Source organism: Pontibacillus marinus BH030004 = DSM 16465 (assembly GCF_000425225.1).
GTDB lineage: Bacteria > Bacillota > Bacilli > Bacillales > BH030062 > Pontibacillus > Pontibacillus marinus.
Window position 1 is genome coordinate 26,050 of record NZ_AULJ01000033.1, and the last position, 26,911, is coordinate 52,960.

At 39.3% G+C, this 26,911-nt stretch carries 21 protein-coding genes; 14 read left to right on the plus strand and 7 right to left on the minus strand.

The features are described from left to right. Positions 1-260: 260 nt before the first annotated feature. Positions 261-806, minus strand: a complete 546-nt coding sequence (locus H514_RS0106970) for a helix-turn-helix domain-containing protein (RefSeq protein WP_027446316.1) — start codon at positions 804-806, stop codon at positions 261-263. A 320-nt stretch (positions 807-1,126) separates the two neighbouring features. Between H514_RS0106970 and H514_RS0106975 the strand changes: the two genes are divergently transcribed. After that, positions 1,127-1,534: a DoxX family protein gene (locus H514_RS0106975; protein ID WP_027446317.1), complete on the plus strand. Its 408-nt coding sequence runs from the start codon at positions 1,127-1,129 to the stop codon at positions 1,532-1,534. 123 nt (positions 1,535-1,657) lie between these two features. Then, entirely contained in the window at positions 1,658-2,521 is an 864-nt protein-coding gene (locus H514_RS0106980) for a VOC family protein (protein ID WP_231566563.1), read from the plus strand. 470 nt (positions 2,522-2,991) lie between these two features. Here H514_RS0106980 and H514_RS0106985 read toward each other — a convergent pair whose 3' ends face one another. Next, positions 2,992-4,401, minus strand: a complete 1,410-nt coding sequence (locus H514_RS0106985; RefSeq protein WP_027446319.1) for an NADP-dependent glyceraldehyde-3-phosphate dehydrogenase — start codon at positions 4,399-4,401, stop codon at positions 2,992-2,994. A 435-nt stretch (positions 4,402-4,836) separates the two neighbouring features. On the opposite strand from H514_RS0106985, the gene H514_RS0106990 reads away from it, so the two are divergent. The 4 genes from H514_RS0106990 to H514_RS0107005 all read left to right on the plus strand — a co-directional run bounded on the left by H514_RS0106990 (position 4,837) and on the right by H514_RS0107005 (position 9,265). Then, the gene (locus tag H514_RS0106990) at positions 4,837-5,628 is read left to right on the plus strand and encodes a transporter substrate-binding domain-containing protein (RefSeq protein WP_027446320.1); all 792 of its coding nucleotides are present in this window, start codon (positions 4,837-4,839) and stop codon (positions 5,626-5,628) included. Positions 5,629-5,708: 80 nt separating this feature from the next. Continuing rightward, positions 5,709-6,362: an amino acid ABC transporter permease gene (locus H514_RS0106995; protein WP_036842019.1), complete on the plus strand. Its 654-nt coding sequence runs from the start codon at positions 5,709-5,711 to the stop codon at positions 6,360-6,362. A 30-nt stretch (positions 6,363-6,392) separates the two neighbouring features. Then, positions 6,393-7,115 (plus strand): amino acid ABC transporter ATP-binding protein, encoded by a 723-nt coding sequence (locus H514_RS0107000; RefSeq protein WP_154657349.1) that lies wholly within the window; start codon positions 6,393-6,395, stop codon positions 7,113-7,115. 218 nt (positions 7,116-7,333) lie between these two features. Continuing rightward, positions 7,334-9,265: a fructose-bisphosphatase class III gene (locus tag H514_RS0107005; RefSeq protein ID WP_027446323.1), complete on the plus strand. Its 1,932-nt coding sequence runs from the start codon at positions 7,334-7,336 to the stop codon at positions 9,263-9,265. Positions 9,266-9,302: 37 nt separating this feature from the next. Here H514_RS0107005 and H514_RS0107010 read toward each other — a convergent pair whose 3' ends face one another. Both H514_RS0107010 and H514_RS0107015 read right to left on the minus strand, forming a co-directional pair. Further along, a complete protein-coding gene (locus H514_RS0107010) occupies positions 9,303-10,430 on the minus strand; it encodes a toxic anion resistance protein (RefSeq protein WP_027446324.1) in 1,128 nt (375 codons plus the stop codon). A gap of 56 nt (positions 10,431-10,486) precedes the next feature. Further along, the gene (locus tag H514_RS0107015; RefSeq protein WP_027446325.1) at positions 10,487-11,350 is read right to left on the minus strand and encodes a hypothetical protein; all 864 of its coding nucleotides are present in this window, start codon (positions 11,348-11,350) and stop codon (positions 10,487-10,489) included. 306 nt (positions 11,351-11,656) lie between these two features. Here H514_RS0107015 and H514_RS0107020 point away from each other — a divergent pair, with 306 nt between their 5' ends. Together H514_RS0107020 and H514_RS0107025 are read left to right on the plus strand one after the other, a co-directional pair. Beyond that, entirely contained in the window at positions 11,657-12,508 is an 852-nt protein-coding gene (locus tag H514_RS0107020) for a DegV family protein (RefSeq protein WP_027446326.1), read from the plus strand. A gap of 357 nt (positions 12,509-12,865) precedes the next feature. Further along, positions 12,866-13,381: a pyridoxamine 5'-phosphate oxidase family protein gene (locus H514_RS0107025; protein WP_027446327.1), complete on the plus strand. Its 516-nt coding sequence runs from the start codon at positions 12,866-12,868 to the stop codon at positions 13,379-13,381. A gap of 541 nt (positions 13,382-13,922) precedes the next feature. Here the strand turns inward: H514_RS0107025 and H514_RS0107030 are convergent. Together H514_RS0107030 and cudC are read right to left on the minus strand one after the other, a co-directional pair. Continuing rightward, a complete protein-coding gene (locus H514_RS0107030) occupies positions 13,923-14,795 on the minus strand; it encodes a glycine betaine ABC transporter substrate-binding protein (protein ID WP_027446328.1) in 873 nt (290 codons plus the stop codon). 179 nt (positions 14,796-14,974) lie between these two features. After that, positions 14,975-15,526 (minus strand): choline uptake/conversion transcriptional regulator CudC, encoded by a 552-nt coding sequence (cudC, locus tag H514_RS0107035; protein WP_027446329.1) that lies wholly within the window; start codon positions 15,524-15,526, stop codon positions 14,975-14,977. Between the two features lie 284 nt (positions 15,527-15,810). Between cudC and betB the strand changes: the two genes are divergently transcribed. After that, positions 15,811-17,283, plus strand: coding sequence for a betaine-aldehyde dehydrogenase (gene betB, locus H514_RS0107040; RefSeq protein ID WP_027446330.1), 1,473 nt, complete (start codon positions 15,811-15,813; stop codon positions 17,281-17,283). A gap of 171 nt (positions 17,284-17,454) precedes the next feature. Continuing rightward, positions 17,455-19,137 carry a choline dehydrogenase gene (gene betA / locus H514_RS0107045; protein ID WP_027446331.1) on the plus strand — a complete coding sequence of 561 codons (1,683 nt, stop codon included), beginning with the start codon at positions 17,455-17,457 and terminating at the stop codon, positions 19,135-19,137. 66 nt (positions 19,138-19,203) lie between these two features. On the opposite strand, the gene H514_RS0107050 is transcribed toward betA, so the two are convergent. Beyond that, positions 19,204-20,619 carry a hypothetical protein gene (locus H514_RS0107050; protein ID WP_027446332.1) on the minus strand — a complete coding sequence of 472 codons (1,416 nt, stop codon included), beginning with the start codon at positions 20,617-20,619 and terminating at the stop codon, positions 19,204-19,206. Between the two features lie 145 nt (positions 20,620-20,764). Between H514_RS0107050 and H514_RS0107060 the strand changes: the two genes are divergently transcribed. The 4 genes from H514_RS0107060 to H514_RS0107075 all read left to right on the plus strand — a co-directional run bounded on the left by H514_RS0107060 (position 20,765) and on the right by H514_RS0107075 (position 26,839). Continuing rightward, positions 20,765-21,538, plus strand: a complete 774-nt coding sequence (locus H514_RS0107060; protein WP_027446333.1) for an SDR family NAD(P)-dependent oxidoreductase — start codon at positions 20,765-20,767, stop codon at positions 21,536-21,538. Positions 21,539-21,635: 97 nt separating this feature from the next. Beyond that, positions 21,636-23,123, plus strand: a complete 1,488-nt coding sequence (rlmD, locus tag H514_RS0107065; protein WP_027446334.1) for a 23S rRNA (uracil(1939)-C(5))-methyltransferase RlmD — start codon at positions 21,636-21,638, stop codon at positions 23,121-23,123. A gap of 152 nt (positions 23,124-23,275) precedes the next feature. Next, the gene (locus H514_RS0107070; protein ID WP_027446335.1) at positions 23,276-24,463 is read left to right on the plus strand and encodes a serine-tRNA(Ala) deacylase AlaX; all 1,188 of its coding nucleotides are present in this window, start codon (positions 23,276-23,278) and stop codon (positions 24,461-24,463) included. Between the two features lie 240 nt (positions 24,464-24,703). Then, positions 24,704-26,839, plus strand: coding sequence for a type IA DNA topoisomerase (locus tag H514_RS0107075; RefSeq protein ID WP_027446336.1), 2,136 nt, complete (start codon positions 24,704-24,706; stop codon positions 26,837-26,839). Positions 26,840-26,911 lie beyond the last annotated feature (72 nt).

The window sequence follows — 26,911 nt, forward strand, 5'->3', positions numbered from 1 at the left end:
ATTACAGTGATTATTTTCAATTAGATCACTTTTCTCTAAAAGGAACAGATTATGGAATAACTTTTGGTTCGAATAAGGAATTGCCCACTAACACATGAAGAAAGTATAGTGGGAAATGACCAAGTAGTTAGTTATATGAAGGTATAAAGGCAGCAGAGAGATTTGTAATTTTGATACTTGTAGTAAAAAAAGATAGGTAAAGCTAATCTTATCTTTGCTAAACCTATCCAACTTTTGTATATATGCCTCGCCGTAATGCCTTATAGCAAGTCATCTAAGTTTGTATCTGAATAAATGGCGATTAGGATAACTGATTTTGTATCTCCAATATTTTTCACAGTATGTGGAACACTTGCATTCCAGCAAAAGGAATCGCCTTCTTCTGCAATGATAGAGTCTTCTCCTTGTTCAGCTAAAACTTTTCCTTCTAGCACTAAATGGCATTCTTCCCCTTCGTGTGCATGAGATTCATCTTCTCCAATGGCAACCCCGGGTGGCGATTCAACGATCCTCAATTGTAACGGACCTTTTGAGGTTAGATGCTCAATTTTTAAATTTTTGTACGATGAGGTTCTTCTATCATCTTTTCGAACGACACGCATGTGCTGTTTTTTTTCTAATAATAAGTAAGGTAAAGGTACCTTCAGAAACTCCGCAATTGTATTTAGTGTGTTAATTGACGGTGATGTATTATTGTTTTCGACATTGCTTATGAATCCTTTAGAAAGTCCTGTAGCTTCGCACATTTGTGTAATTGTAATATTTTTCCTGTTTCTTATTGCACGAATTTTTGTCCCTATATCCAACCTCATCACCTCTGTGTGTTTTCTGTTAAGAAACTTATATATATATTAGCAAAAAAAGTATTGACAGTCCATAAGTCATGTTGTTAATTTATATGTAACAGTTATTCGTATTAGGAAACAAAACATGCTGATTCTCTTTTTTTAGCAGTTTGTTTCTTAATATGAATACTTTTTCCCTATTAGATAAAACAAACGTTTGTAACTTAACCTTAGTATGAATGTTAAGTAAGGTTTAAAAGGGAGGGAGGTACATTTAGTAAGGGATAGGCTAGTTATTCGTTCAGATAAAAATAAACTTATTTCAATAGGAGGAATAAAAAATGATAAACAAAGAAGGTATTGGTGTATTGTTATTACGAGTTGTTTTAGGAATTATTTTTATAGGACATGGTACTCAAAAATTTCAAGGTGGCATCGCTAATACTGCTGGATGGTTCGATAGTATTGGCTTACCTGGATTTTTGGCCTATATAGTAGCAAGTATTGAAGTTGTTGGTGGTATTGCATTGATAATTGGACTAGGAACTCGCATCTTTGGAGGAATATTTGTCTTATTACTAGTAGGTGCAATTATTAAAGTTCAATTAGCAGCAGGTTTTATTGGAGGTTACGCCTATGACCTTGCATTACTAGTAATCTCTGCGTATTTATTACTTAATGGAAGTAAGTTATACTCTGTTGATAAATATTTATTCAAAAGTAAGAATGAATTAACAAGTCAATCATAGAAGGGCTAGGACTTATTGGATTACAAGAGCAAAAGTATAAAGACAGTTTTAGTGATTATAATTGTTGTTATATTAACGTTTTCATTATTTTTCTTTCTTAAAAAGGAGGGTCTCAACGAAGTCATGAGTATGGATGCCTATACAGGGGTCTTAGAACCTCGAGTTGGATATGTGCAGTTACAAGTTTCTAACCTAGAACATTCTTTGAAGTTCTACCAAGAAATGATAGGGTTTAAGGTATTAGAGAGAGATGAAAAAACAGCAAAACTTACAGCAGATGGTGTGGTACCACAACTTTTATTAAAAGAAGAGGAGTCTTTTGTTAAGAGACCGAGTAGAACGACCGGTTTATTTCATTTCGCAATTGTCGTTCCTACTAGACAAGATTTAGCTTTATCATTATTACATTTAGTGGAAGATGGTTATCCAATTCAGGGGGCATCCGACCATCAATATAGCGAAGCGATTTACCTAGCTGATCCAGATAATAATGGTATAGAAATATACGTAGACAGAGACTCCAATAAGTGGATAAGAAACGAAAACGGAGGTTATGTTGGAGGAACAGCCTTACTAGATGTTGACAATTTATTATCAGAAGCAAAACAAGGTAAGTGGAATGGTTTACCTAACGGAACAAGAATAGGACATATGCATTTACAAGTGTCAGACATTGAGGAATCAGAGAAATTTTATGTGGAAGCACTTGGGCTTGATATTGTTGCTAAAGACACTCATATGCTTTTTGTATCCAAAGATGCATACCACCATCACATTGGGATGAACATTTGGGCAGGAAAAGGGTTGCCTGCACCTCCGGAAAATGCATTAGGATTAAAGTATTTTACCCTTCATTTTACTGAAGAAGAGTATAAAAGTGCAAAATTGAATCTCGAACAGTTAGGTTACAATTATCGGGAAGACAATTATCAAATATCTGTTAAAGATCCTTCCGGTAATAATATAAAAATATTATTAAAAGATTGATAGAATCCCATTTAACACTTTCAGGGATCAAATATTTAGAATAGCGATGAAGTGAAATCAAACAGTTCCTCATCTTTTTTGGATGAAGGCACTGTTTGAGCTTATTCTTTATTAGGCAGTACAACCATACTATTCTGTAGGAAATTTACTAAGAATTACTAAGAATAATTAATTGGTTATCTTTATGTCGGATTTAACTTAGGACTTAATTAAAATTTAATTTATAATTGTACTAATAAAGTGCTAACATTGTGAAATATTATTAGAGGCTTCTCATTAGTCGAACAAACTTATGAGAAGCCTCTTTTTTAGTACATCATCTTCCAAGACTATGAAGACCTTTAATTATTGAATAGGCTTCATTTTTGATAGGAACATCACTGTTTTAAATAACTAATCTAATAATAATGAAAAAGGTCCCCGATAAGCATTACATTGATAGACTTACCAGGAACCATTGAGTGTTGATGTTAGAGATTCAAAACGAATAATTTGTCGCGTGTCATTGATTCAATACTGCGGCGTATTCCTTGTGAGCCGAGTCCGGAGTTTTTAGCTCCAATGAATGGGAAATGGTCAGGGCCGCGTTCTGTTTTTGCGTTCATTTGTACTGAACCTACGTCCAGTTTTGTAGCGATTTCTCTCGCCTTCTGAACATCTTTTGTAAAAATACTTGCTTGCAGACCGTATTCGGATTGGTTGGAAAGCGATACGAAGTCTTCCTTTTCTTTAATACGAATGATCGGTAGGACTGGCCCAAAAGGTTCATCCCATGCCACATCCATATCTGAATTTACATGATCTAGTAACGTTGGATAAACCAAATTATCTTCACGTCTATTTCCTGTAATGAGCTCTGCACCCTTTTCTAAGGCATCATCGATCAAATGTTGCACAAAGTCAGCTGCATCGTTATTGATCAAAGGAGTCACTGTTGCATTTTCCTCAGGGGATCCGACCGAGAGATCTTCAACCTTCCGCTTAATTTTCTCTGTTAGATCATTAGCAATAGTGTCAGCTACTAGAACACGCTTAATTGCTGTGCAACGTTGACCTGAATAAGAGTAAGTACCACTAACGATGTGTTCAGCTGCTAGGTCAAGTTCAGCATCCTCTAGAACAATCGCAGGATCTTTACCCCCGAGTTCTAATACAACGGGAATCATTTTTGCCTTTTGGGATATGTCCTGTCCTGTTTCTGTACTCCCCGTAAATGTAATCATATCAATGTTCGGGTGTGTAACGAGAAAATCACCAATCTCTGAACCTTTTCCGGACACAAATTGAATTGTATCAGAAGGTAGATTTGTTTCTAGCAGAGCTTCGATCATCAGCTGACCACTCAATGCACCTTGTGAAGCTGGTTTGAAAACAACGACGTTTCCAGAGATGAGTGCGGGAGCAATTTTGGAAGCTGCTAAGTTAACCGGATAGTTGAATGGAGATATTGCGAGGACAACACCGAGTGGTTCCTGCTCCACCATGGCCAGTTTGCTTGATGATCCGCCTCTGGAAGAATCCCCTTTCAACATTTCACTGTGGATGCGGCAACCTTCCTCAGCAGTGTAACGGATTAGATCTGCTGTCCGTACAACTTCTTTGACAGCCGAAGCGAGGTTTTTACCTACTTCTTTAGAAATAACCTCACCGATGTGATCTTTTCTTTCTACTAATTGCTCTGCCCATTCGTGTAAAATATCTGCCCGCTTATATACCTCGGTTTCCGACCAACTCTGTTGGGCTTCACTAGCGTGATTTATTTTATCGTGTATTTCCTCTTGTGACATCAAGGGAAGAGAGCCAAGAACTTCGTTTCCAGTAACTGAATAAATTTTCTTTTCATTTTTGATTGTAATACTGATAACCGCAACCCTCCAAATATATTAATTATTCAGATTATTATTTATAATCTGAATAATTTCAAACCCGGTGGAAACGGTAACATCAGCCAATTAATCGCTTACAATTTATATATAGTTTAATATAATCTATTATTCTTTCATTTTGATGCAAGTGGGAAATATTGTGACCCTGTGTAAGTGCCTGTCACCACCCGAATTGTGTCGAATAGCGTTCGTGACAATCTTGTGTGAGTCCTTTGTATAGGCAATCTTCGAATATTATTTATTATTTTTAAGGATTTACACGAATTTATAAGGAATTACGTACTATCTTCTTTTGAGGATAATCTTTTAAAGTTTTTCAGAGGACATTGGATAATTTTAAATTTTGGGAAAACTTTGAAAATAAGTATAATAAAGAGTATCTCGCTTATACAGAAATAAACAATTGAATTCAGGGGAGGAATTAGTGTGATGAAAAAATTATTACTTATGATCGTTTCGAGTATTTTATTGGTCATGATGGCCGCATGTGGATCTGATGATACCTCTAACGGTGATGCTAGCAGTTCAGATTATACATTAGTTGAAGACGGAAAATTAACATTTGCATCTTCTGGAGAGTACCCTCCATTCAGTAAAACAGATGCGAGCGGTGAAATGTCTGGATATGATATTGAGGTCGGTAATGCCATTGCAGAAGAACTTGGCCTGGAACCAAATCAGCAAAAACTAAAGTTTGCTTCCATTGTTGAAGGTGTTAAATCAGGACGTGTGGATGCTGCAGTTGCGAGTCATACAATTAACGAAAAGCGTTTGAAGAAAGTAGATTTCTCGACTCCTTACTACTATTCAGGAGCTCAGGTGTTTACCCGTCCAGGTAGTGACTTCGAAAGTCTTGAGGACTTAGAAGGTAAAGAGATCGCTGTATCAAAAGGTTCTACGTATAGTACTTATGCTGAAGAAGTATCAGACAATGTTGTAACATATGACAGTGATGTTGTCGCCTTGCAATCTCTTTCTAAGGGACGCCATGACGCTGTAATCACAGATTTCTTAACTGGTAAAGAAGCTATTAAAAACGGTCTTGATATTAAAGGGAAGAAGATGATTGATCGCAGTGAACAAGCTGTTGCGGTTTCAAAAGAAAACGAAAAGTTACTTGAAGATATTAATGCAGCACTAGAGACGCTTCGTGAGAATGGCACGCTTAAGAAGTTAAGTGAAAAGTACTTTGGTTCTGATATAACAACAAAACCAGAGTAATAGCTTAATGAGTGTATATATGAAGTCAAAAAGAGTGCGCTGAACGCGTACTCTTTTTGACATGAATGGAGTTGAAGGGCATGATAGACTTTTTTGAAACCTTGCTAAATAGTAGTGATGTATTTTTAAAAGCAGCACAATGGACGCTTGCATTAACAGTCATTTCGATTTTTATTGCAGTTTTTATTGGATTATTTTTTGCTTTTCTTAAGATCTCAAATATCAAGCCTTTAGAATGGATTGCAAACGCATATATTTATTTAGTTCGCGGAACGCCTTTAATTGTTCAAATCTTTATCTTCTACTATGGGTTAACTGAAATTTGGATGATTAATGCTTTTTGGTCAGCTGCATTAGGACTCGCCTTCCACAATGGTGCCTATATTGCTGAGATCTTCCGTGGCTCTATCCAATCCATTGGAAAAGGGCAATCAGAAGCAGGGCGCTCGCTTGGTATGAATCGGGCTACTACTATGCGACGTATTATCCTACCTCAAGCTCTTCGTCGTGCAATGCCTCCACTAGGAAACCAATTTATTATCGGATTGAAGGATTCATCTCTTGCTGCCTTTATTGGAGTAGCCGAGTTATTTGGAGTATCAACCACAAAGGGTGCTAACACATTTGATTATATGACTTGGTTACTTGTAGGTGCGATTTGGTACCTCATTCTCGTATTTATTGTTACGTTGCTTATGAATGTAGTTGAAAAGAAAATGGCGGCAAGTGATTAATCCAGGAGGGTGATGGACGTGGGTAACAATATGATAGAAGTAAACAAACTAAATAAATATTTTGGAGACTTACATGTACTTAAAGATATTGATTTTGAAGTACAGGAAAAAGAAGTGGTTGTATTGATTGGAGCCAGTGGTTCTGGAAAAAGTACATTGCTACGATGTCTCAATTTTTTAGAAATGAAGAACAGTGGAGAAATCTTCTTGTGGGGAGACGAAGTAAATCCGAAGAAAGAAAACCTCAACCAAGTTCGTCAAAAGATTGGTATGGTCTTTCAGCATTTCAACCTATTTCCTCACAAAACGGTGCTTGAAAATGTTATTGAAGCACCGACACAGGTGAAGAAGGTTGCAAAATCAGAAGCTATTAATGAAGGAAATGAACTTCTCGAGAAAGTTGGATTAGGGGATAAAACCGATGTTTATCCTTCTAAACTTTCTGGTGGACAAAAGCAACGTGTTGCCATTGCACGATCATTGGCCATGAAACCAGAAATCATGCTGTTTGATGAACCAACTTCTGCTCTGGATCCTGAACTTGTTGGGGAGGTTCTCCAAACGATGAAGGACCTCGCTCATGAGGGAATGACGATGGTTGTGGTTACACATGAGATGGGGTTTGCACGTGAAGTAGCGGACCGAGTCGTGTACATGCATGATGGCAAAATCGTAGAAAGCGGAGCACCGAATGATATATTTGAAAATCCTAGGGAAGAGCGCACGCAAGCGTTTTTAAGTTCCATATTATAAAAGGAAGAGGTCGCTATTACTAAAGGGTAGCGGCCTCTTTTGCGTTAAGTGCCGGGAGTAACCTGGCATAGATCCATTAATATTAGAGGTTATTCAAAGGAGGAAATTGAAACTATAACTATTGAATCTATTCTAAGTATGGGTCCTGACTTATAATAAAAGTAGTAACGGAATTTTTGGTGATTGATACTCAAACAGGATTAGGGGGATTGAGTAAGTTGGATTCGAAACTATTAGATTTATTAGCTCAAAGGTATGATAATGAGGAACAAATCGTTACAGAGATTGCTAACCGAGAAGCTATTTTACACCTTCCAAAAGGGACAGAGCATTTTGTTAGTGACTTGCACGGAGAATATCAAGCTTTTCAACATGTGTTAAGGAATGGTGCAGGAAAAGTAAAAGAAAAAATAAGAGATATTTTTAAGGATGAATTAACTGATCAAGAAATCAATGAATTTTCCACATTAGTGTATTATCCGGAAGAAAAGGTAAAGTTAATCAAGGTTAGTATGAATAATGAACAAGAGTTAAATCAGTGGTACACCGAAATAATCGACCATATGATTAAACTCATCCCCTACGTTTCATCAAAGTACACACGGACGAAATTACATAATGCATTACCAAAACAGTTTGTTTTTATTATTGAAGAGTTATTGTATAAAACGGGTGATCATTTAAATAAAGAAGAATATTATACAAAAATTGTCCAACAAATTATCTCTCTTGGACAAGCCGAGAAGCTCATCATTGGTCTTTCATATACCATACAAAGACTGGTTGTTGACCACCTTCATGTAGTAGGTGATATATATGACCGCGGTCCTGAACCAGATAAAATAATGGATACACTAATCAACTATCATTCAGTTGATATTCAATGGGGAAACCACGATGTATTATGGATTGGCGCTTTTGCTGGGTCAAAAGTGTGCCTTGCTAATATTATTCGAATTTGTGCTCGCTACGCCAACCTGGATATTATCGAGGATGCGTACGGCATCAACCTTAGACCACTTCTTAATCTGGCGGAAAAATATTACGAAGATAATCCAGCTTTTAGGCCTAAACTACAAGCTGGTGAAGAAATGTCTGATTATGAACAAATACAAATCACAAAAATCCATCAAGCCATTGCGATGATTCAGTTTAAACTTGAAAGCCCGATCATTAAAAGACGTTCAGATTTTCATATGGAAGGAAGGCTTTTACTTGAGAAGGTTGATTATGATCGCAACGATATAACGATCCGTGGTAACATGTATTCCCTAGACAATACGTGTTTTGCAACAGTTGATCCAAAACAGCCCGCAGCATTGTTGGAGGAAGAGGAACAGGTAATAGATAAACTGTTATTTTCTGTCCAGCATTCAGAAAAGTTGGCAAGACATATGAATTTCCTAATGAAAAAAGGGAGTTTGTATCTGAAGTATAATGGCAATTTACTGATTCATGGATGCATCCCATTAGATGATGAGGGTAATATGGCAGAAATGAAAATAGGGGATAAAACCTATGCAGGTCGAGAATTATTGGATGTTTTTGAATGGTACGTAAGACATGCTTTTGCACATCCTGAAAAAACAGATGATCTAGCAACAGATATCATATGGTATTTGTGGGCCGGAAAATATTCCTCACTCTTTGGAAAAAAAGAAATGACTACCTTTGAAAGGTATTTTATTAAGGATAAACATACGCATAAAGAGATCAAAAATCCTTATTACCATTTACGTGAAAAGGAAGAAACTTGTCGTACCATTTTAAAAGATTTTGGTTTAAACCCTGACCAAGGCCATATTATTAATGGGCATACTCCCGTAAAGGAAATTGAAGGTGAAAATCCTGTAAAGGCAAATGGGAAAATGATTGTGATAGACGGTGGTTTCTCCAAGGCTTATCAGTCCACAACAGGTATCGCCGGTTACACCCTCCTTTTCAATTCATATGGCATGCAGATTGTCGCTCATAAACAATTCACGTCAAAAGAGGATGTCTTGGAAAATGGTACTGATGTATTATCTGTAAGAAGATTGGTAGATGAAGAACTAGAGCGAAAAAAGGTACAAGAAACAAATGTAGGCGAGGAATTATTACAGGAAATCTCGATTTTAAAAAGTCTTTTGGAACATCGTTATATGAATTAATTTTCTCAATGTTTATTAGCTAGAAAAAAAGAGCGCTTCATTCCTGAAGCGCTCTTTGTGTATGACTACTAGTCTGTGATAATTTCTTCCGAACGTTTTCGTTCAAAGCATCCATCTCTTCAATGAATTGTTCACTCGACGCAATGATCCGATCGGACGAGTGCTCTGTCGTTTTAAGTGCTTCGAATACGTTATCAAAAGACTCCTGAAGAGCTTCCATACTGATAGCCGGATTCTCCATCATCTGAGTTGTTTCTTCCGCATTCTCTTTTAGATTCCTAGAGTTGGAGAGTAGCATTTCCTCGGTTGCTTTATTGACACCGTTAACCGTGTCGATCACTTTCCGCTGATTATTTAAAGCTAGCTGGATCGAAGCTGAGACAGTAATAATATTTTTCGTCAGCGTAACCGCATTACGAATCGATTCCTTCAGCTTTTCATTGTTTTTCTTGATAATATCCACAGAAGAAATACTTTGATGCAACACACTTTTCATCTGCGTCATGTTTCTCGTACGTGTAATGATCTTCTCTTTTCCTTCTGTTAGTAGCGCCTGATCGTATTCGCCCGTAGCTTCTTTTTCTTTTAAAAGCTCAAACAGCTTCTTCCCAAGATAGATTTGCTTGTCCAAGTCATAAATACGCTTCTGGGCGTTTTCTTTGATAAGTTGTAATTCTACACTATCTTCTTCAAGACGATCTTTTCCCGCCAGCAGACTACGAACAACTGTATCAATCTTTGAGTCTACCGTTTCATACTTCTTCATGTAGCGTTCAATTGGCTTCTTCTTGCTTAATTTATAGAAGAATCGCTGCACGCCATTGCCTTCTGTGCGCTTCGGATCAAGGTCCGACACGATTGCCTCGAGTTCATTCAATGTTTCTGGAATGTCGTTATTGCTTTTGCTCATAAGATCGTTGACCGGGCGCTTCAACGTTTCCATCGTCTCACCTGCAACGCGCTGTTCCATTTCTCCGAGATCTTCGAGTTCTCTCATCACTTCTGAAAGGGAGTCGTCCTTGGAGGATTCGAACCTTTCCGCGTAAGCTTTGGCCTCTTCGTTCAAGCGGTCGATATCTTCTTTTTCAATAAGAGTCATCGCTTCTCTCAGGTCCTGATCATTCATTTCAGCCTCTTTGTCTCTATGGAGAGAATTTTCACTCATGTCCATACCTCCTATATGCCATTAGTTGGTTTCTGGAAAAACAAAGCGTCCAGTTGCTATACATCTTTTGATTTCTGTGAAAAGAAATTCTCGTCTTCCTTGTAATACTTGGATGAAATGATCCCCTTGCTTCTGGCAAAATTCTGCTCATGACTTTCTTCTTCTTTTCGCTCAAGTGTTTCAATGAACGTACGCAAAACGTGCATCGTGTGCAACAGTTCATCTTTCCGGTCTTCCTTCGTGACATCCGACAATTGCTGAAACGATTCGATGAAGTTCGGAACGTCTTTGTCCATCATCGTCTCAAGGGCGTGTTGATCTTCGATATCGAGCTCTTCCATACGTCTGAATTGTTTCGCTGTCCGTTTCTTTAAAAACGCCCACTCTTTTTGGAGATCAGGATGGTTCTGGAGGAAGGGGAAGTCCCAGCCTTCTAGGACCACTTCTCCGGCGGGGTCCGAAGTGGTGTTCTCCCCGACACTTTCCTTGCGCTCCACGTAGGAATCCAGATACGTAAACAAAGCCTTCGAAAAATCACGCAATCTGTCTCTGAACCCTATTCTTCTCATGAATTCTTCTTTCACAAATGTAGGGGAAAATGCCTTATCTTTTCCCATTTCAAACCGGCCAAGCAGAGTTTGTGCTGGCTTCCCGTACACCTCGATGGTCGCCTTGAACGTATCGGAAGTTGGGATAACTGCGGTAAAAAAGACACCGTTCCAACATCCATCCAAAATATATCTCATGTTCATCTCTACCAATTCTTGTATATGCAAATCGTAATAAACAGGGCGTTTCCTTTTAATAACCTGCTTCATTTCTCTCATCGTGTGAAAATCGATGTAGCGCTGATATTCGGAGGTATGCGGCATGAATGTTTTTTCCAAATGCTCAAGCGTAGAAGAATAGAAGTTTTCCATGCTTCCTCAGCTCCTTTACCTTTTCCGCGACAAAATGTTCCAATATACTTCAAGAATATCACAAATCGGAGTTTGATAATAAGAAATCCCTATGTATTCTCCTTCAGAATAGGATTATTTAGTTTCCTTAGGGGATTGAAGGTTAGATGTAAGAATCTCTACGTTTTCGAAATCAAATCCCAAAAATGTGCAATAAAAGTGGTAAATAAAAGTTATCACATTGCTGATAAGGTTCTCTCATGTATAATTAAAACATAATGTAGGAAGAGTGAACGCCGACTTTAATATAACCAAGGGGGAAATAGAATGCGGAGAATCATCTTATCGACTGAAAGCGGTGCGGACTTACCTGGTGATTTAGCTGAAAAGTACGATATTCAAGTAGTTCCCATGCACATTATTATGGATGGAAAAGATTATTTAGACGGTTATCTGCCAGTCCAGGATATTTATGATTATTACGGACGTACGAAGAAAATACCCTCTACTACCTCCACAAATGCTCATGAGTATCAAGAGTTCTTTGCAAATATAAGAGAGAATTTCCCAGATTGCATCATTGTACATATTGGTTATACATCAAAAGCGTCTTCCTCTTTTCAAAATGCTGTCATTGCTGCGGAAGAATTTGAAGACATTTTTCTCATTGATGCTTTGAACGTTACTGGAGGATTAGCTGCGGTTGTATTGTATGCTGCTAAAGTTTTAAAAAAAGAACCTGGCATTGAACCGGAACATTTAGTTGAAAAAATAGAGGCAATCGTTCCTAAATCAAGGCTGGCTTTCATCCCAGGCAGCCTTGAGTTTCTTAAAGCTGGAGGACGAGTAAGCAATATGGCTTCTCTGATTGGAACGATGTTGAAAATAAAGCCATGCATAGAGTTGAAGGATGGAAAACTTATGTCTACAAAAAAGTACCGCGGGAAAATGAGTGGAGCTACTGAAAAACTCTTGATTGATTACTTAAATGAATTCAACATCGATAGAAAGCAGCTTTATTTTATCTACTCAAAAGGGCTTGATGAAAAGATCAAGCAGCGGATGAATGAGGTTGGCAAAGAAAACGGGTTCCACAATATAAGATGGATCCAAGCGGGCGGTATGATTTCGACTCATTCTGGAGCCGGGGGCTTCGGGGTAGCAGGTTTAGAGCAATAGTACGGGGGAGACTATATGCCAAAACCTATCGATTGAAATCATATGAAAACTAAGGTGTAGAAAAAAGATGAAAGTATCCTCTTAATTGCTAACATTAAAAAAGCTTCTCCCTAGGCTTCGACCTAGGGAGAAGCTTTTTATATATTTGACCAAGGAACCTGTCCCCGTAGCTCTATCTAGGAACCAACTCGATTTCTCTCAAGGTCACTTAAATCACATCAAATTCGTTTGGTGAAAAGGGTTACAAATAGTGTGATGTTGTGTTTATCAGGGAAAAGGAAGAAAAAGATGAGATATAGGAATTCTTTTAGAAAGAAGAAAACAAACTTCTTAAGAACAAAAGGAGGGGAAACATTAATGTCTAACCAAACATCAGAAAACCAGGAAGCCATCAAGAAAATTAAGGACTTGATTAAAGATGAGAAGGTAGCGATGCTGACTACGGTATCCCCTGAAGGTAAGCTAATGTCCCGCCCGATGCAAACACAGGAAGTAGAAATGGATAGAGAAGAGATCTGGTTCATTACAGAAAAAGATACAGAGAAATATAGAGATATCAACCATAACTCTGCAGTCAACCTAGCATACGCAGGTAAATCCTATGTATCGATCAGTGGCACTGCTGAATTTGTTCAAGATGAAAATAAACAAAAAGAATTCTGGAATAAAATTACCGAAAAAGTGTTGAATATATCCGCCGATGACCCGAATGTTATATTGGTCAAAGTGACTCCTGAAATTGCGGAATACTGGGAGTCTGGCATGAGTGTCAAAACCGTTAAGGAATTTGTGAAAAAGATGACCAGTAGTCATACGATTGACGAAGACAATGAGTTAAAAGAAACTGTCAACTTTGATGAACATACGAGATAACTTTCGGTTGGGGATATTTAGAGCACATCTAGATGATCTATTGAATGAACTGCTAACATTGAATAAAAAAGGCTTCTCATTTGCTGAGAAGCCTTTTTTATTACTTTAATCTTTTAAATAGCCCTTAAAAAGATTAAAGTAAGATAATCATTATAAAACTAGTCCCTAACCTATACAACTCACTTTTTAACTACATAAGTTATTACATGTAAGGAAGGGGGGATAATGATGCCACTTTTTAGACCTCGTTCTGTTCGTCCAATACAAGTATATCGTCGCGGTTTTAGACGTGGATTCAGAACTGGAGTTGGACCAGGATATGTACGTGGTTTTCGCCGAGGGTTTAGGCGGGGATTTTTTGGTCCTTTCTAAGCGTGTTGGTTAGTAAAATTGTGACAAGATCCAACTCATTTTAAAAAGAAGGATTTGCGATTCATCTATAGTTATATATTAGAAATGGCTTCACTTTTCAAATAAACAAAAGAAGCTAGCCTCCATAATAAATATGAGGCTAACTTCTTTATCTCTTACTTCTAGGTTTTTATTTTACCCATTCATTAATCAGTTCTTGGTTCTCTTCAACCCACTTCTTTGCTCCGTCAATAGGCTCTTCGCTATCCTCTACATAGCTAATAAGCTCACCAATTTGTTGGTCATTCATCTTCCAATTTTTAAACCATTGACTTACTTTTGGAAAATCCTCTGCAAACTTTTGTCTTGTTGCGTGGTGAATTTTTTCTACACCACCGAATGTGTTTTTCGGATCTTTAAGAAATTTTAAGTCATATTTAGAGAATACCCAGTGTGGGCTCCAAAGTGGTGCTACGATTGGTTCTTTCTTTTCTACTGCTTTACCAATTTCAGCTAACATTGCAGGTTCAGAGCTTGATAGCAATTCATAATCAAGATTATAGTCTTTAATTAATTGTTGCGTTACTTCCATTGTACCTGCGCCAGGGTCAAACCCAATAATTTCGCCTTCGAACAGTTCTTTATGTTCATTTAAATCCTCTACGCTATTTACTTCTTCTACATAGGATGGAACAACAAGTCCTACTTTTGCTTTATCATACCAAGTAGCCTCTGAGAAATTAACCGTATCTTTATATTCTTTTAAGTAGTTAGCATCCTGGACTGGTAGCCAAACTTCTAAGCTGGCATCTAATTCGCCATTTTCTAACGCTTCCATTGTTGTACCCATGTTCAAATTGTTTAACTCTACGTCATAACCTTTATCTTCTAAAATGACTTTCCACATATTTGTGACTGCAATATTTTCAGCCCAATTAATCTGACCAATTGTTAATGCTGGATCTTTTTCCTCTGATTCCCCACTAGTGCTTCCACATGCAGTGAGTACAGCAACCATTAGGGTTGCCAAAATAAAACTAAGTCCTTTTTTCCCCATGTTCATTGTAATAAACTCTCCTTTTTTTATATTCATTCTCATGCACCAATATTAAATATATTAAGAATTTATTTAACGTTAGTGCAAAATGAAACCATCTCTTTCTATGTAAGAGTGGGACATTGTTTTATGAATAGGTAGTCTATAGGTTCTCTACCATAGACTACCTAATAGGATCTCTCAACTTAATCTTGTTGATCTGTCGGTAAAAATTCATATATCTTACCGCTTCTTATACTTTCAGCTAAGTCATTTAACCAGTGATAGTACGTTTTAGATTCTTCTAACTGGTCATAGTGTTTCTTTGCTGTTGCAACGATATCTGGTGTACTATTGGAATCTTTTATGACATCTATGAAATCTTCTTGTGCTTCTTCAATAGCGTCCAAGTTCATTTTCGCTTCGCGTTCCCACATCTGACAATAAAACCCCATGAATGAACGGAAGAAGTCTTTCTCAGCTGCATAAGTGTGCTTTCTAAAACCGGGGGTAAATGTTTTTTTTACCATTTTGATCTCTTGGAGCCTACGTACACTGGTACTCATACTCGGTTTACTCATCCCGAGTTCCTCACGCATTTCATCGAGTGTCATTTGATCCTTAAAGTACATGGTCGCATATAAATTTGCAGCAGCAGGGGTAACCCCATATAAATCCATAGTTTCAGCAATAGAGCCAATGACTTTATTTTTGGCTTCGTCTATTTTGGATTGGGGTTGTTCAATAGATTCACTCATATTGTCCTCCTTTATATACAAAATAAAGTTCGTTAAATATTTATAAAATTTTCTTTACCTAACTCATGTTAACGCGTTCATTTGAAATGTCAAATGTAAGATTGTGAATTCATCTACCAAAATCCGCAATCTTCCTACTATTATAACCATTTATATTTTTTTAATTTACTTTGTTCTTTTTATACAAAATATTTTTGACAGCTTTTAAAAGACGTGTTAGCGTTAAGAAAGTTAAATAAATACTTAATAAATTTAATTCAATTCGAAAAATGGAGTTGATTGACATGGATCTAAAATTAAAACAATACATCAATGGTAATTGGGTAGACGCAAACTCAGGGAATACACGTGATATTATTAATCCATTTAATCAGGAAGTTATTGCTACGGTTCCTGAAGGGGATGAATCAGATGCAAAAGCAGCAATCGCTGCAGCAAGAGAAGCATTTGATCACGGAGACTGGGCTTATACCCCTGCGACTGAGCGAGGGGCTATTGTAAGAAAGATTGCTGAATTGATTGAGAGAGATAAAGAAGAACTTGCTTATTTAGAATCATTGGATACTGGCAAGACAGTTGAAGAGAGCCGTGGAGACATGGATGATATTGCTGGAGTATTTCGTTATTATGCTGAACTTGCAGATAAAGATGGCGGTGAAATAATCGATTCGCCAGTGCCAAACTCTAGCAGTAAAGTTGTTCACGAACCAGTTGGTGTTTGTGGTCAAATTACACCTTGGAACTATCCTTTACTTCAAGCGTCTTGGAAACTAGCTCCAGCGCTTGCCACTGGAAATACGTTAATTATGAAGCCAAGTGAAATTACACCGCTTACGCATATAAAGGTATTTGAATTAATCGAAGAAGCAGGAGTACCTGCTGGTGTTGCTAACCTAGTTCTTGGTGCAGGCGGTACAGTTGGTTCAGAGCTTTCTACTCATGACGATGTAGACCTTATTTCATTTACAGGCGGAATTGTTACAGGGAAGAAAATCATGGAATCTGCAAGCTCAAACGTGAAAAATCTGGCCCTTGAGCTAGGCGGGAAGAACCCGAATATCATTTTTGCAGATGCTGATTTTGATATAGCTGTCGATCAAGCATTAAATGGAGTCTTCTTCCATGCCGGACAAATTTGTTCCGCTGGTACAAGACTGATTGTAGAAGAAAGCATTCATGACGAGTTCGTTAATGCGCTTGTGGAGAGAGTGAAGAAATTCAAGCTGGGAAGCGGATTTGATGAAGATACTCAAATGGGTCCTCTTATTTCAGCTGAACACCTAGCAAAAGTAGAAAAGTATGTAGAAACAGGAATTAAAGAAGGGGCTACATTAGCTGTTGGCGGTAGCCGCCCGGAAGATCCTGAATTACAAAATGGATTTTTCTATTTGCCTACGATCTTCACAGACTGCACAACAGACATGGACATTGTTCAAGATGAAGCATTTGGTCCAATTATCACGGTTGAGAAATTCAATGAAGAAACAGAAGCGGTTAAACTTGCGAATGACTCGATCTACGGACTTGCTGGCGGCGTTTGGACAAACGATAGTGCCAAAGCTGAACGCTGTGCAGGAAAAATGCGCATGGGGACTGTTTGGATCAATGAATTTAACCTTTATTTCCCACACGCTCCATGGGGAGGATTTAAACAGTCTGGTATTGGACGAGAACTAGGTAAGCTTGGTATGGAAGAATATACGCAAACCAAGCATATATTCCAAAACTTTAAACCTGAACCTCTTAACTGGTTCTAAGCTGATAATCTATTATTTATTTTTTAAAAGAATCAAATGGGCTTAAGAAAAAGGTTATAAGACTAACACAACCTATTAACTAGATTTGATAAATAAAGAAGGGTTTTAGGACAATGCTTTTCAATTGTTTGAATCCCTTTTTTAAATGCAAGATTCAAGGAGGAACATAAGATGAGTGAATTCTATGACATTGTGATTGTTGGTGGCGGTAGTGCGGGTTCTGTACTCGCCAATCGACTAAGTGAAGATGGGAAAAAGAGTGTTCTTGTTTTGGAGGCGGGACGCAGTGATTATTCTTGGGATTTATTAATCCAAATGCCGGCAGCTTTGCCGTTTCCTGCGGGTAAAAGCCTTTACGATTGGAAATACGAATCTGACCCTGAGCCATATATGAACGGTCGACGTATCAAGCATGCTCGAGGAAAGGTACTCGGAGGCTCTAGTTCGATCAACGGTATGATTTATCAACGTGGAAACCCGATGGACTATGAACGCTGGGGAGCGGACAAAGGTATGGAATCGTGGGATTTTGCGCACTGTCTTCCATATTTCAAACGCTTAGAGAATGCATTAGCATCACCAGATGATGAGCTTCGCGGTCATGATGGGCCTGTCAAATTGGAACGCGGTCCAGCCAAAAATCCTTTATTCCAATCATTCTTTGACTCAGCTGTACAGGCTGGTTATTCACGGACTCCTGATGTGAATGGTTTTCGTCAGGAAGGGTTCGGGCCGTTTGATAAGCATGTGTACAAAGGACAACGTATGTCTGCTTCACGCGCTTATATTCATCCGGTTATGGACCGTGAGAACCTAACGGTGAGGACGCGTGCTTTCGTTAAACATATCGACTTCGATGGAACTAAAGCCAAAGGGTTTACTTATTATCGAAACGGAAAGACGCATCAAGTTGAAGCGGGTGAAGTTATCCTTGCAGGCGGTGCGATTAACACGCCACAGCTTCTTCAACTGTCAGGTGTGGGGGAAGCAGAACACCTTCTCTCACTTGGCATTAAACCAGTTGTCAATCTTCCGGGTGTAGGAGAAAACCTTCAGGATCACCTTGAAGTCTATATCCAACACGCTTGTCCAGAGCCTGTATCTGAACAGCCTAACTTAAGTAAAGCGCGCATGCCTTGGATTGGCTTGGAGTGGATGCTTAAACGTACAGGACCGGCATCGACCAACCATTTCGAAGGTGGCGGTTTCGTCCGTTCGAACGAGGATGTTGATTATCCGAACTTAATGTTCCACTTCCTTCCGGTAGCGGTACGTTACGACGGGCAAAAAGCGCCTACAGACCACGGATTCCAAGTACACATCGGACCAATGTACTCTGACGCCCGAGGATCCTTAAAAATTCGCTCAACAGATCCGAAAGAGCACCCGAGCATGGTTTACAACTACCTTTCTACTGAACAGGACAGACGCGAATGGATAGAAGCGGTAAGAATTACTCGTGAAATTATGTCCCAGCCTGCTATGAAAAAATATAATGCAGGGGAAATTTCTCCTGGCCCTACCGTTCAAACAGACGAGGAAATCTTAGAGTGGGTAAAAGAAGATGCTGAGACTGCACTTCACCCTTCATGCACGGCCAAGATGGGGCCTGATTCAGACCCTATGGCTGTCGTGGATCCAGAAACCATGAAAGTTCATGGGACTGAAAATCTACGAGTGGTCGATGCATCTGCTATGCCTTACGTTACGAACGGAAATATTCATGCACCTGTGTTGATGTTAGCGGAGAAGGCAGCAGACTTAATCCGTGGAGAGAAACCACTTGATCCAATTCATGCCGATTTCTATCGTCATGGTGTACATGCGCCCGATGCAGGAACAGTAACCAAATAACACTTTCTTGAAGAAGGCCTCTTGCAAAACCTGAAGAGATGGCGAGCAAATGCTCGCCATCTTTTTTTATAGAAAAAAGAAAACAAATAGTTGAAGGTATATCTGCACCATGACATAAAAGGCGATGGCGTATTTGTAGTTAAATAGTAAACCATTCTTGATTATGCTAAGTCGGTTCACCGAACTTAAAATGATCGATGGTAAAATCAGAGGGGATAACATGATTGAGATCACACTCCCTGATGTAATACCCAGTACGACGATTTCTGGTGGATAGGGCAGATCTACTCCTTGTAAGATCCCTGAGACGAGTACGATTACCGTCAACGGGCCAAGTCCAATGAAACCTAAAAGGATCACGACAAAAGGAAGGACCCATAAGAAGTTTAAGAACGGTATGGCTTCTGTCACATAAAAGAGCCCGTCAATAATATATTTACCATAGCCTGACTGATTGACCGCATTGATTAAAAATCCAGCTGCCAATAGAATCGAGAACTGTTGGGCTTTGCTTGGGAGACTTTTTGCTAAATAAGCCTTACCATTCTCCGTGATCGCACTGGTTCTTCTTCGGACTATAAAGTAGAGGATGACCCACGCTACAATGACAATGGGAATGATAAGCAATAATTCCGCTTCCCAAATCGCATTGAGAAGAAAAATGGAACCGAACAATGTCACAAATAGAAAGCCAAATTCTAGGGCATCGCGATTCCCTTCACTATCTTGTTTCTTTTCTTCTTTAATTCTAGCTAGTTCCTCTTGGATGCCTGCCGTAAGGTCCACCCCGTAATGACGTTCTTGAAAATAAGAGAAGAGAACAGATAACAAGATACCGGCAAAGGATATGACAAGTCCTTGTAAGATGGATAAAGCTAACGATGCATTAAGCGCATGAACGGCAAAAATGAAGCTCGGTATGCTAACCACCCACATCGTTGTTAAGGAGAACGCACGGAGTAAGGCTGTTCCTTTATAATTTTCCCATACTTCTCCTTTTTGATTATTTAAAAATTCGTTGATCATTCCATATACCATAGGGATTGAACCGAATAATAGAAAGTAAGAAATAATTTGCGTTATAATCATCATTCCAAAATAAAACTTGCGACTCGTATTCAGCAAGTTTTGAGCGAAGTTAATGACGGATTCTATGTATGGCTTCTCTGCAAATACCCAACTAATTGTAGGAACAATGAGTAAGATAGCAATCAGTCCACTCATCACAGAAAATCCAGATATGATCCCTTCCACAAGTGAGGTACCTGCTGAAAGGTGAACCATCAAGGCTATCACGAGAAGTAAAAGCGATATACTTGCCTGCTTTATCGGTAAGAAAAAATAACCGAGTAAAAAGGCTGCTAAACCGAACAAGGAAAGAACGGTCGAAAGCACATCACCGCCAATGAAATAAACAATGAAATGCATGATCACATATAAACTAATAAATAAGGTGTAACCTCTTTTGGACATTTGTACCATTATGGATGCTCCACTCCTGATTCAAAGTGTTAACTTTACACATCGTATCATACAGGAATATAAAGTAGCTCAAATCATGCACGATAAAGGCTATTTTATTTTTCGATAAAACCAAAAAAAGATTCAAATAAATGGAGGAATAAGGATGAATGAGTTAAAGCTAAAAAATAAAATAGCAATTGTTACAGGAGGAACAAAAGGGATTGGCAAAGCAATTGCTACTAAATTTGCTTACGAAGGAGCCAGTGTATTTATCGTTGGGCGGAACAAGCAAGCTGGAGAAAAAGTTGTGAAAGAGACACAAGGGCAAATCTCTTTTATTCAAGCAGATGTTTCTAAACCAGATGAGGTAAAGAAATTGGTTGATCAAACCGTTCAACAAACGGGACGCCTAGATATTTTGGTGAATAATGCAGGGGTCCAACATGAACAGAACATCGAACATACATCACCAGAAGATTGGGACAAAGTGATGAATGTAAACTTGAAGAGTGTCTTTTTATGCAGTAAGTATGCAATTCCTCATATGCGACATCAAGGTGGAGGGAAAATTATTAACACAGCATCAATTGATGGATATTGGGCTGAACCCAATTTAGGCGCTTATTGCACCTCAAAAGGTGGAGTCCTTTCCCTAACAAAGTCTATTGCTTTAGATTTTGCTCGAGATGGAGTTTTATGTAACTGCATATGTCCGGGATACATAGAAACAGAAATGACAGAAAGCTACATGAATGCACAAAGTGATCCTGAACATGCAAGAAATCAGTTAGCCAATCGTCATCCCGTTCAACGTATGGGAAAACCTGAAGATATAGCAGAAGCCGCTTTTTGGTTAGCTATTCAAGAATCCAACTTTGTAACGGGACAGTCCATTACCGTTGATGGTGGGTTAACTCTTGGGAATATTGATTTTTAACAAAACCGGCCTCATGTTTCCTTTAGCTAGTTTTACTCTACTTCCTGCGTAGTATATAATTGAGTGTCAAAGCAGAACAAAAGATAGGAAGTTTCTTATGAATAACCAAAAAAACAAAGGATATAAAAATTCCGTAAACAAGCACAATAGATCTGGGAAACAGAATAAGAAACAACACAATAAGCGTGGGAATCAAGCAGATGCCAAGCATAATAGGAAGCATAAGAAAGTGAATGCACCCCAGCGTGGCCAGAAAATCGCAACTGCAAAAGTGACTTGCTCCGGCCTAACTAGTGAGGGTAAAGGAATTGCCCAGTGGGACGGGAAGCGGTTGGAGGTAGCGGATCTTCTTCCTGGTGAAACGGCAGAGATCATCGTCTCCAAAAAAGGGCAGTATGTGAATGGAGATCTAAAGAAGGTCATTACGCCATCTAAAGATCGTGTCACGCCTCCATGTCCGTATTACTACGAGTGCGGTGGATGTCAGATTCAGCATATGAGCGATCAGGCGCAAGCTCGATTTAAGGAGGAAACCGTAGCTTCTCTCATGAAGCCATTCGGAAAGCCCGAACCTATTTTTACAATGGATCATCCGTATGATTATCGAAATAAGAACAACCTAACATACGGGATGAATAAAGACCGTCAAATCATTGGAGGACTGTATGCACAGAACTCTCATGAAATTATACCGATTGATAAGTGTCTAATTCATGATCCGAAAGCGGATGAGATCGCCAAAACCATTCAAGGCTTGATGAAATCCTTTAAAATGCAGCCGTACAATGAAGATACTGGGCGTGGCTTCCTTCGACATGTGTTAATCAAGGTGGGCAAGTTTAGTGGTGAGATTATGGTGGTGTTGGTTGCAGCGTCATCTGTATTTAAAGGGAAGAATAATTTTGTTAAGGCCCTAAGAAAGGCCCATCCAGAAATTTCGACTCTCTTGCATAACGTAAACACCCGAAGCGACAGCATGGTGTTAGGCAATGAAGAAAAGGTTCTATTCGGCAAGGGAACCATAACAGACACCCTTTGCGGAATGGAGTTCGAGATCTCTGCGAAATCCTTCTACCAAATTAATCCTGTCCAGACGGAAAAGCTCTATTCAAAAGCGATTGAAATGGCGGATCTAACTGGAGAGGAAACCGTAATTGATGCATACTGCGGAACCGGTACGATCGGTCTTGTTGCCAGCCAAAAAGCTGGAAAGGTTATTGGTGTGGAGCTGAATAACGATGCGGTTAAAGACGCGATTCGTAACTCAAAGCGGAACGGTGTGAAGAATGCTCGTTTTTATCAGGGCGATGCAGGTGAGTTCATGGTGCAAATGGCAGGACGCGGCGAAAAGGCTGATGTGGTGATTTTGGATCCACCAAGAAGCGGAAGCGACGAAGCCTTCTTGTCCAGTGTGGCGAAGCTGAAGCCGAAGCGGGTTGTGTATGTGTCGTGTAATCCAGAGACGCAAGCGCGTGATTTAAAGTACTTGGATAAGAATGGGTACAAGGTTGAAGAGATTCAGCCAGTGGATATGTTTCCTCAGACGAATCATGTAGAAAGCGTTGTAAAATTAGTACGGAAATAAGAAGCAGGAGCATATAGCGGTGCCTTATAGCGGTGCCTGACCCCCACTCTTTTAAAGCATTAACGCAGTGGGGGTCAGGCACTTTTTTACTTGACTTTCCCCCATAAGAAGCATGGTAAGATACCATTAGGAAAACGTAGGAGGAACTGACAATGACAAGAAAGCTATTCTATGAAGACCCATATAAGGTGGAATTCGATTCTAAGATTTTAACAATAGATGAGGACAAGCGTGGTCCTTATGTGGTGCTAGAAGAGACAGCGTTTTACCCTACTGGTGGTGGGCAACCATTCGATAAGGGAACATTGAATGGATTTGAAGTGATTGATGTGGAAGAAGTGGATGGCGAGGTACGTCATTACACAAATGGAATAATGTCAGCTGATACGCAAGAAGTGCATGGAATCCTTGATGAAGAAAGACGTATCGATCATATGCAGCAACATTGTGGACAGCACATCATCTCAGCCATTTTTGATGATCAGTTCGACATACCAACAACGAGCTTCCATTTAGGAAAAGATACGGTAACGATTGATTTAGATACGGAAGGCTTATCTGATGACCTTTTGCAACAAGCTGAGGCTCAGGTAAATGACATCATCCATAAAAATTATCCAGTTGAAACGAAGTGGATGTCTGCGGAAGAGGCGAAGGAGTACTCGCTTCGTAAACCTCTTGCCGTCGAAGGTGATGTTCGCCTTGTCATTATTCCAGAGATTGATTACAACGGATGCGGTGGAACACACCCTAGATCAACTGGTGAAGTCATGGCAGCGAAGTTTCTGGGCTGGACCAAAAGCAAGAAACAGGTACGTTTGGAATTTGTTTGCGGTTATCGACTTTTATCTCAGTTCGAAGAGAAACACCAAGTATTAACTGATTTGAAACAGCTTATTCCAAGACCGGAAGATCAAATGGTAGAAGAAATCGATCAGTTGATCAAAGCAAGTAAAGAAAAAGATAAGAAAATCACTGAACTTGAAGAACAACTTCTTCAATACGAAGCACGTGATATTGTCGCGGAGTCACATGGGGATAAAGTGATTCAACGTGTGTTCGAGGACCGATCAATCAAAACACTCCAATCTCTAGGAAAAGTGATAATTGAAGAAGCGCCTGATGCTTATCTCATCCTTGTGAGTGAACAAGAAGACCAGCTCCAGTTCGTCCTGTCTCATGGAGAAGAAATCGATCAAAATATGAATGAAGTCGCCAAACAAACCATGCCTCTTATTGAAGGAAAGGGAGGCGGAAAGCCAAATTTTGTCCAAGGTGGAGGCAAAAAGTTAATAGACGGAACGGATTTCGCTAATCGAGTGAGAGAACAGTTATCATAAAAGTGCCTGACCCCCATTGTGATAAAGCGTTAATTGAGTGGGGGTCAGGCACCATCTAACCTACTGGAATATCCTATTAATTTTATGTTATACTTTAACCAAACGTATGTTCTTTTTATAATACCTTCGTCTAGAGTGGTGGGGAGAGATTTCTCCACTGACTTTCTTTAATTCCTCATTTTATATCTTTCCATCATACCTCATAGTACTCTTGTGTTTCATAAGAAGGGAGTGGAGACCATGACGAAAATGGTCATCTTAGCAGAAAAACCCTCTCAGGCAAAAGCTTATGCAGAGGCTTTTACGATTCAGGAAAAATCGAAAACGTACATTCAATTAAAGCCCGATGATACATTTCCAAACGGTGCGACGATCACGTGGGGAGTCGGCCATCTGGTTGAACTCAAAGAACCCCATGATTATAAGCCGGAGTGGAAGAGGTGGAAGCTAGATCAACTGCCGATTGTTCCTGAGCGTTTTCTAGAGAAAGTCTCTAAAGGAAAATGGGAGCAGTTTCAGGCGGTTAAGAAATTGTTCCAACAAGCGGATGTAATCGTGAATGCCGCCGATGTCGATCGTGAAGGTTCCAATATTTTTTATAGTATTCTCCGATTAACAGGCGTAAAGGGGAAACCTATTAAACGTTTATGGATCAATTCTCTTGAGAAGGATGAAGTACGTAAAGGATTTAATAGTTTACAAGATAACTCTAAGGACTTGCGTTTATTTGATGAAGCGAAAGCCCGTCAAATCAGTGATTGGATGGTTGGGATCAATGCCAGCCGCTTGTTCACATTACATTTGAAGAAAAAAGGGTTCGAAAGCTACTTATCGATCGGGCGCGTGCAGTCTCCAACGGTTTATTTAATCTATCAAAGGCATAAAGAGATTGAAAACTTTAAGCCTGAGCCTTTTTATCAGATCGAGGGGCTTTTTCAACCGGAATCTGGGTCATACAAAGGCCTAGCTGAGATCAAAGAAAAGGATAAGGCAAAGGTACAGGCGCTCATGGACAAGCATAGGCTTAAAGAAAAGGAAGACTACAAAGGTATTGTCCAAAAGGTAGACAAAAAAACGAAACATCAAAAGTCACCGAAGCTCCATTCCCTTTCCACCCTTCAAAGTGTGGCGAATCGACGTTGGAAGTACACACCTTCACAAGTCCTTAAGACCTTGCAAAAACTCTATGAAAAGCGTCTCGTTACGTATCCAAGGACTGACTGTAACTTCATAACTGAAAATGAGTTTGCTTATGTCGTGAATAACCTGAACAAATATCAGGAAGCTTTGAACGTCTCCTTCACACCTACGTCCTTAGAGCCAAATAAACGATATGTGAACAGCTCGAAAGTTCAGGAACACTATGCGATCATTCCAACCAAATCAGTTCCTACGCAAAAGAAGCTGAGTGGACTAAGCCGAGAGGAAAGTAATATTTATAATGAAATTCTGGCTACGACTCTAGCAATGTTCCACTCGGACTATGTCTATGAAGAGACTACGATTTTCACTCATGTTCAGGACTTACCTTTTAAGTCTACGGGCAAAAGAGATGTGAAACAGGGCTGGAAAGAGCTATTTCCAAAGCCGTCTAAATCAAAACAGAAGGAAGAGGCAGATCTTCCGAATGTTCAAAATGGGGAGCAGGTGGGCGCTCGTCTTCATATTAAGGAGAGTATGACACAGCCTCCGAAGCCGTACACAGAAGGTCAGTTGATCAATATGATGAAAACCTGCGGAAAGCTCATGGATGATGTGGAAGATGTGGAGATTTTAAAAGAAGTTGAAGGCCTGGGAACAGAGGCCACACGATCAAGTATCATTGAAACCATCAAGGCGCAGAAGTATATTGAAGTAAAACGAAACAATGTCTCGATCACGGATAAAGGGATTATGCTTTGTGAAGCGATTGAAGGCACGTTGCTCTCAAGCCCTTCTATGACCGCAAAATGGGAATCGTATTTGAAGAAGATCGGAAGCGGTGAAGGATCGAAACAAGTGTTCATCAAACAGACGAGCCAGTTTATTGAAAAGCTAATGCAAGAAACCCCTGATTCCATTGAACAAGTTAACATTCGAAGCACAGGGGAGAAAAAGAAGTGGAATGAACCGATTGCCAAATGTCCGGCATGTTCGACAGGCTCCATTACAGATCGATACAAATTTTACGGGTGCTCTGCTTACAAAGAAGGGTGTAAAGTGACCTTTCCAAAGAAATTAGCCGGAAAAACGTTAACGAATAACATGATTAAAACGTTGTGCGAGAAGAAGCGAACGAAGGTTTTAAAAGGATTTAAAGGAAAGAAAACATTTAGCACAGCCTTAATGTTGGATCAAGATTACAAGATTAAATTTGATTTTAAACAGAAAGCTTGAAGAAGATAGATCCCTCTCCTCTTTGATCATAAAACTAAGAAGCTTCTCACCTAGGTTCAGATGAGAAGCTTC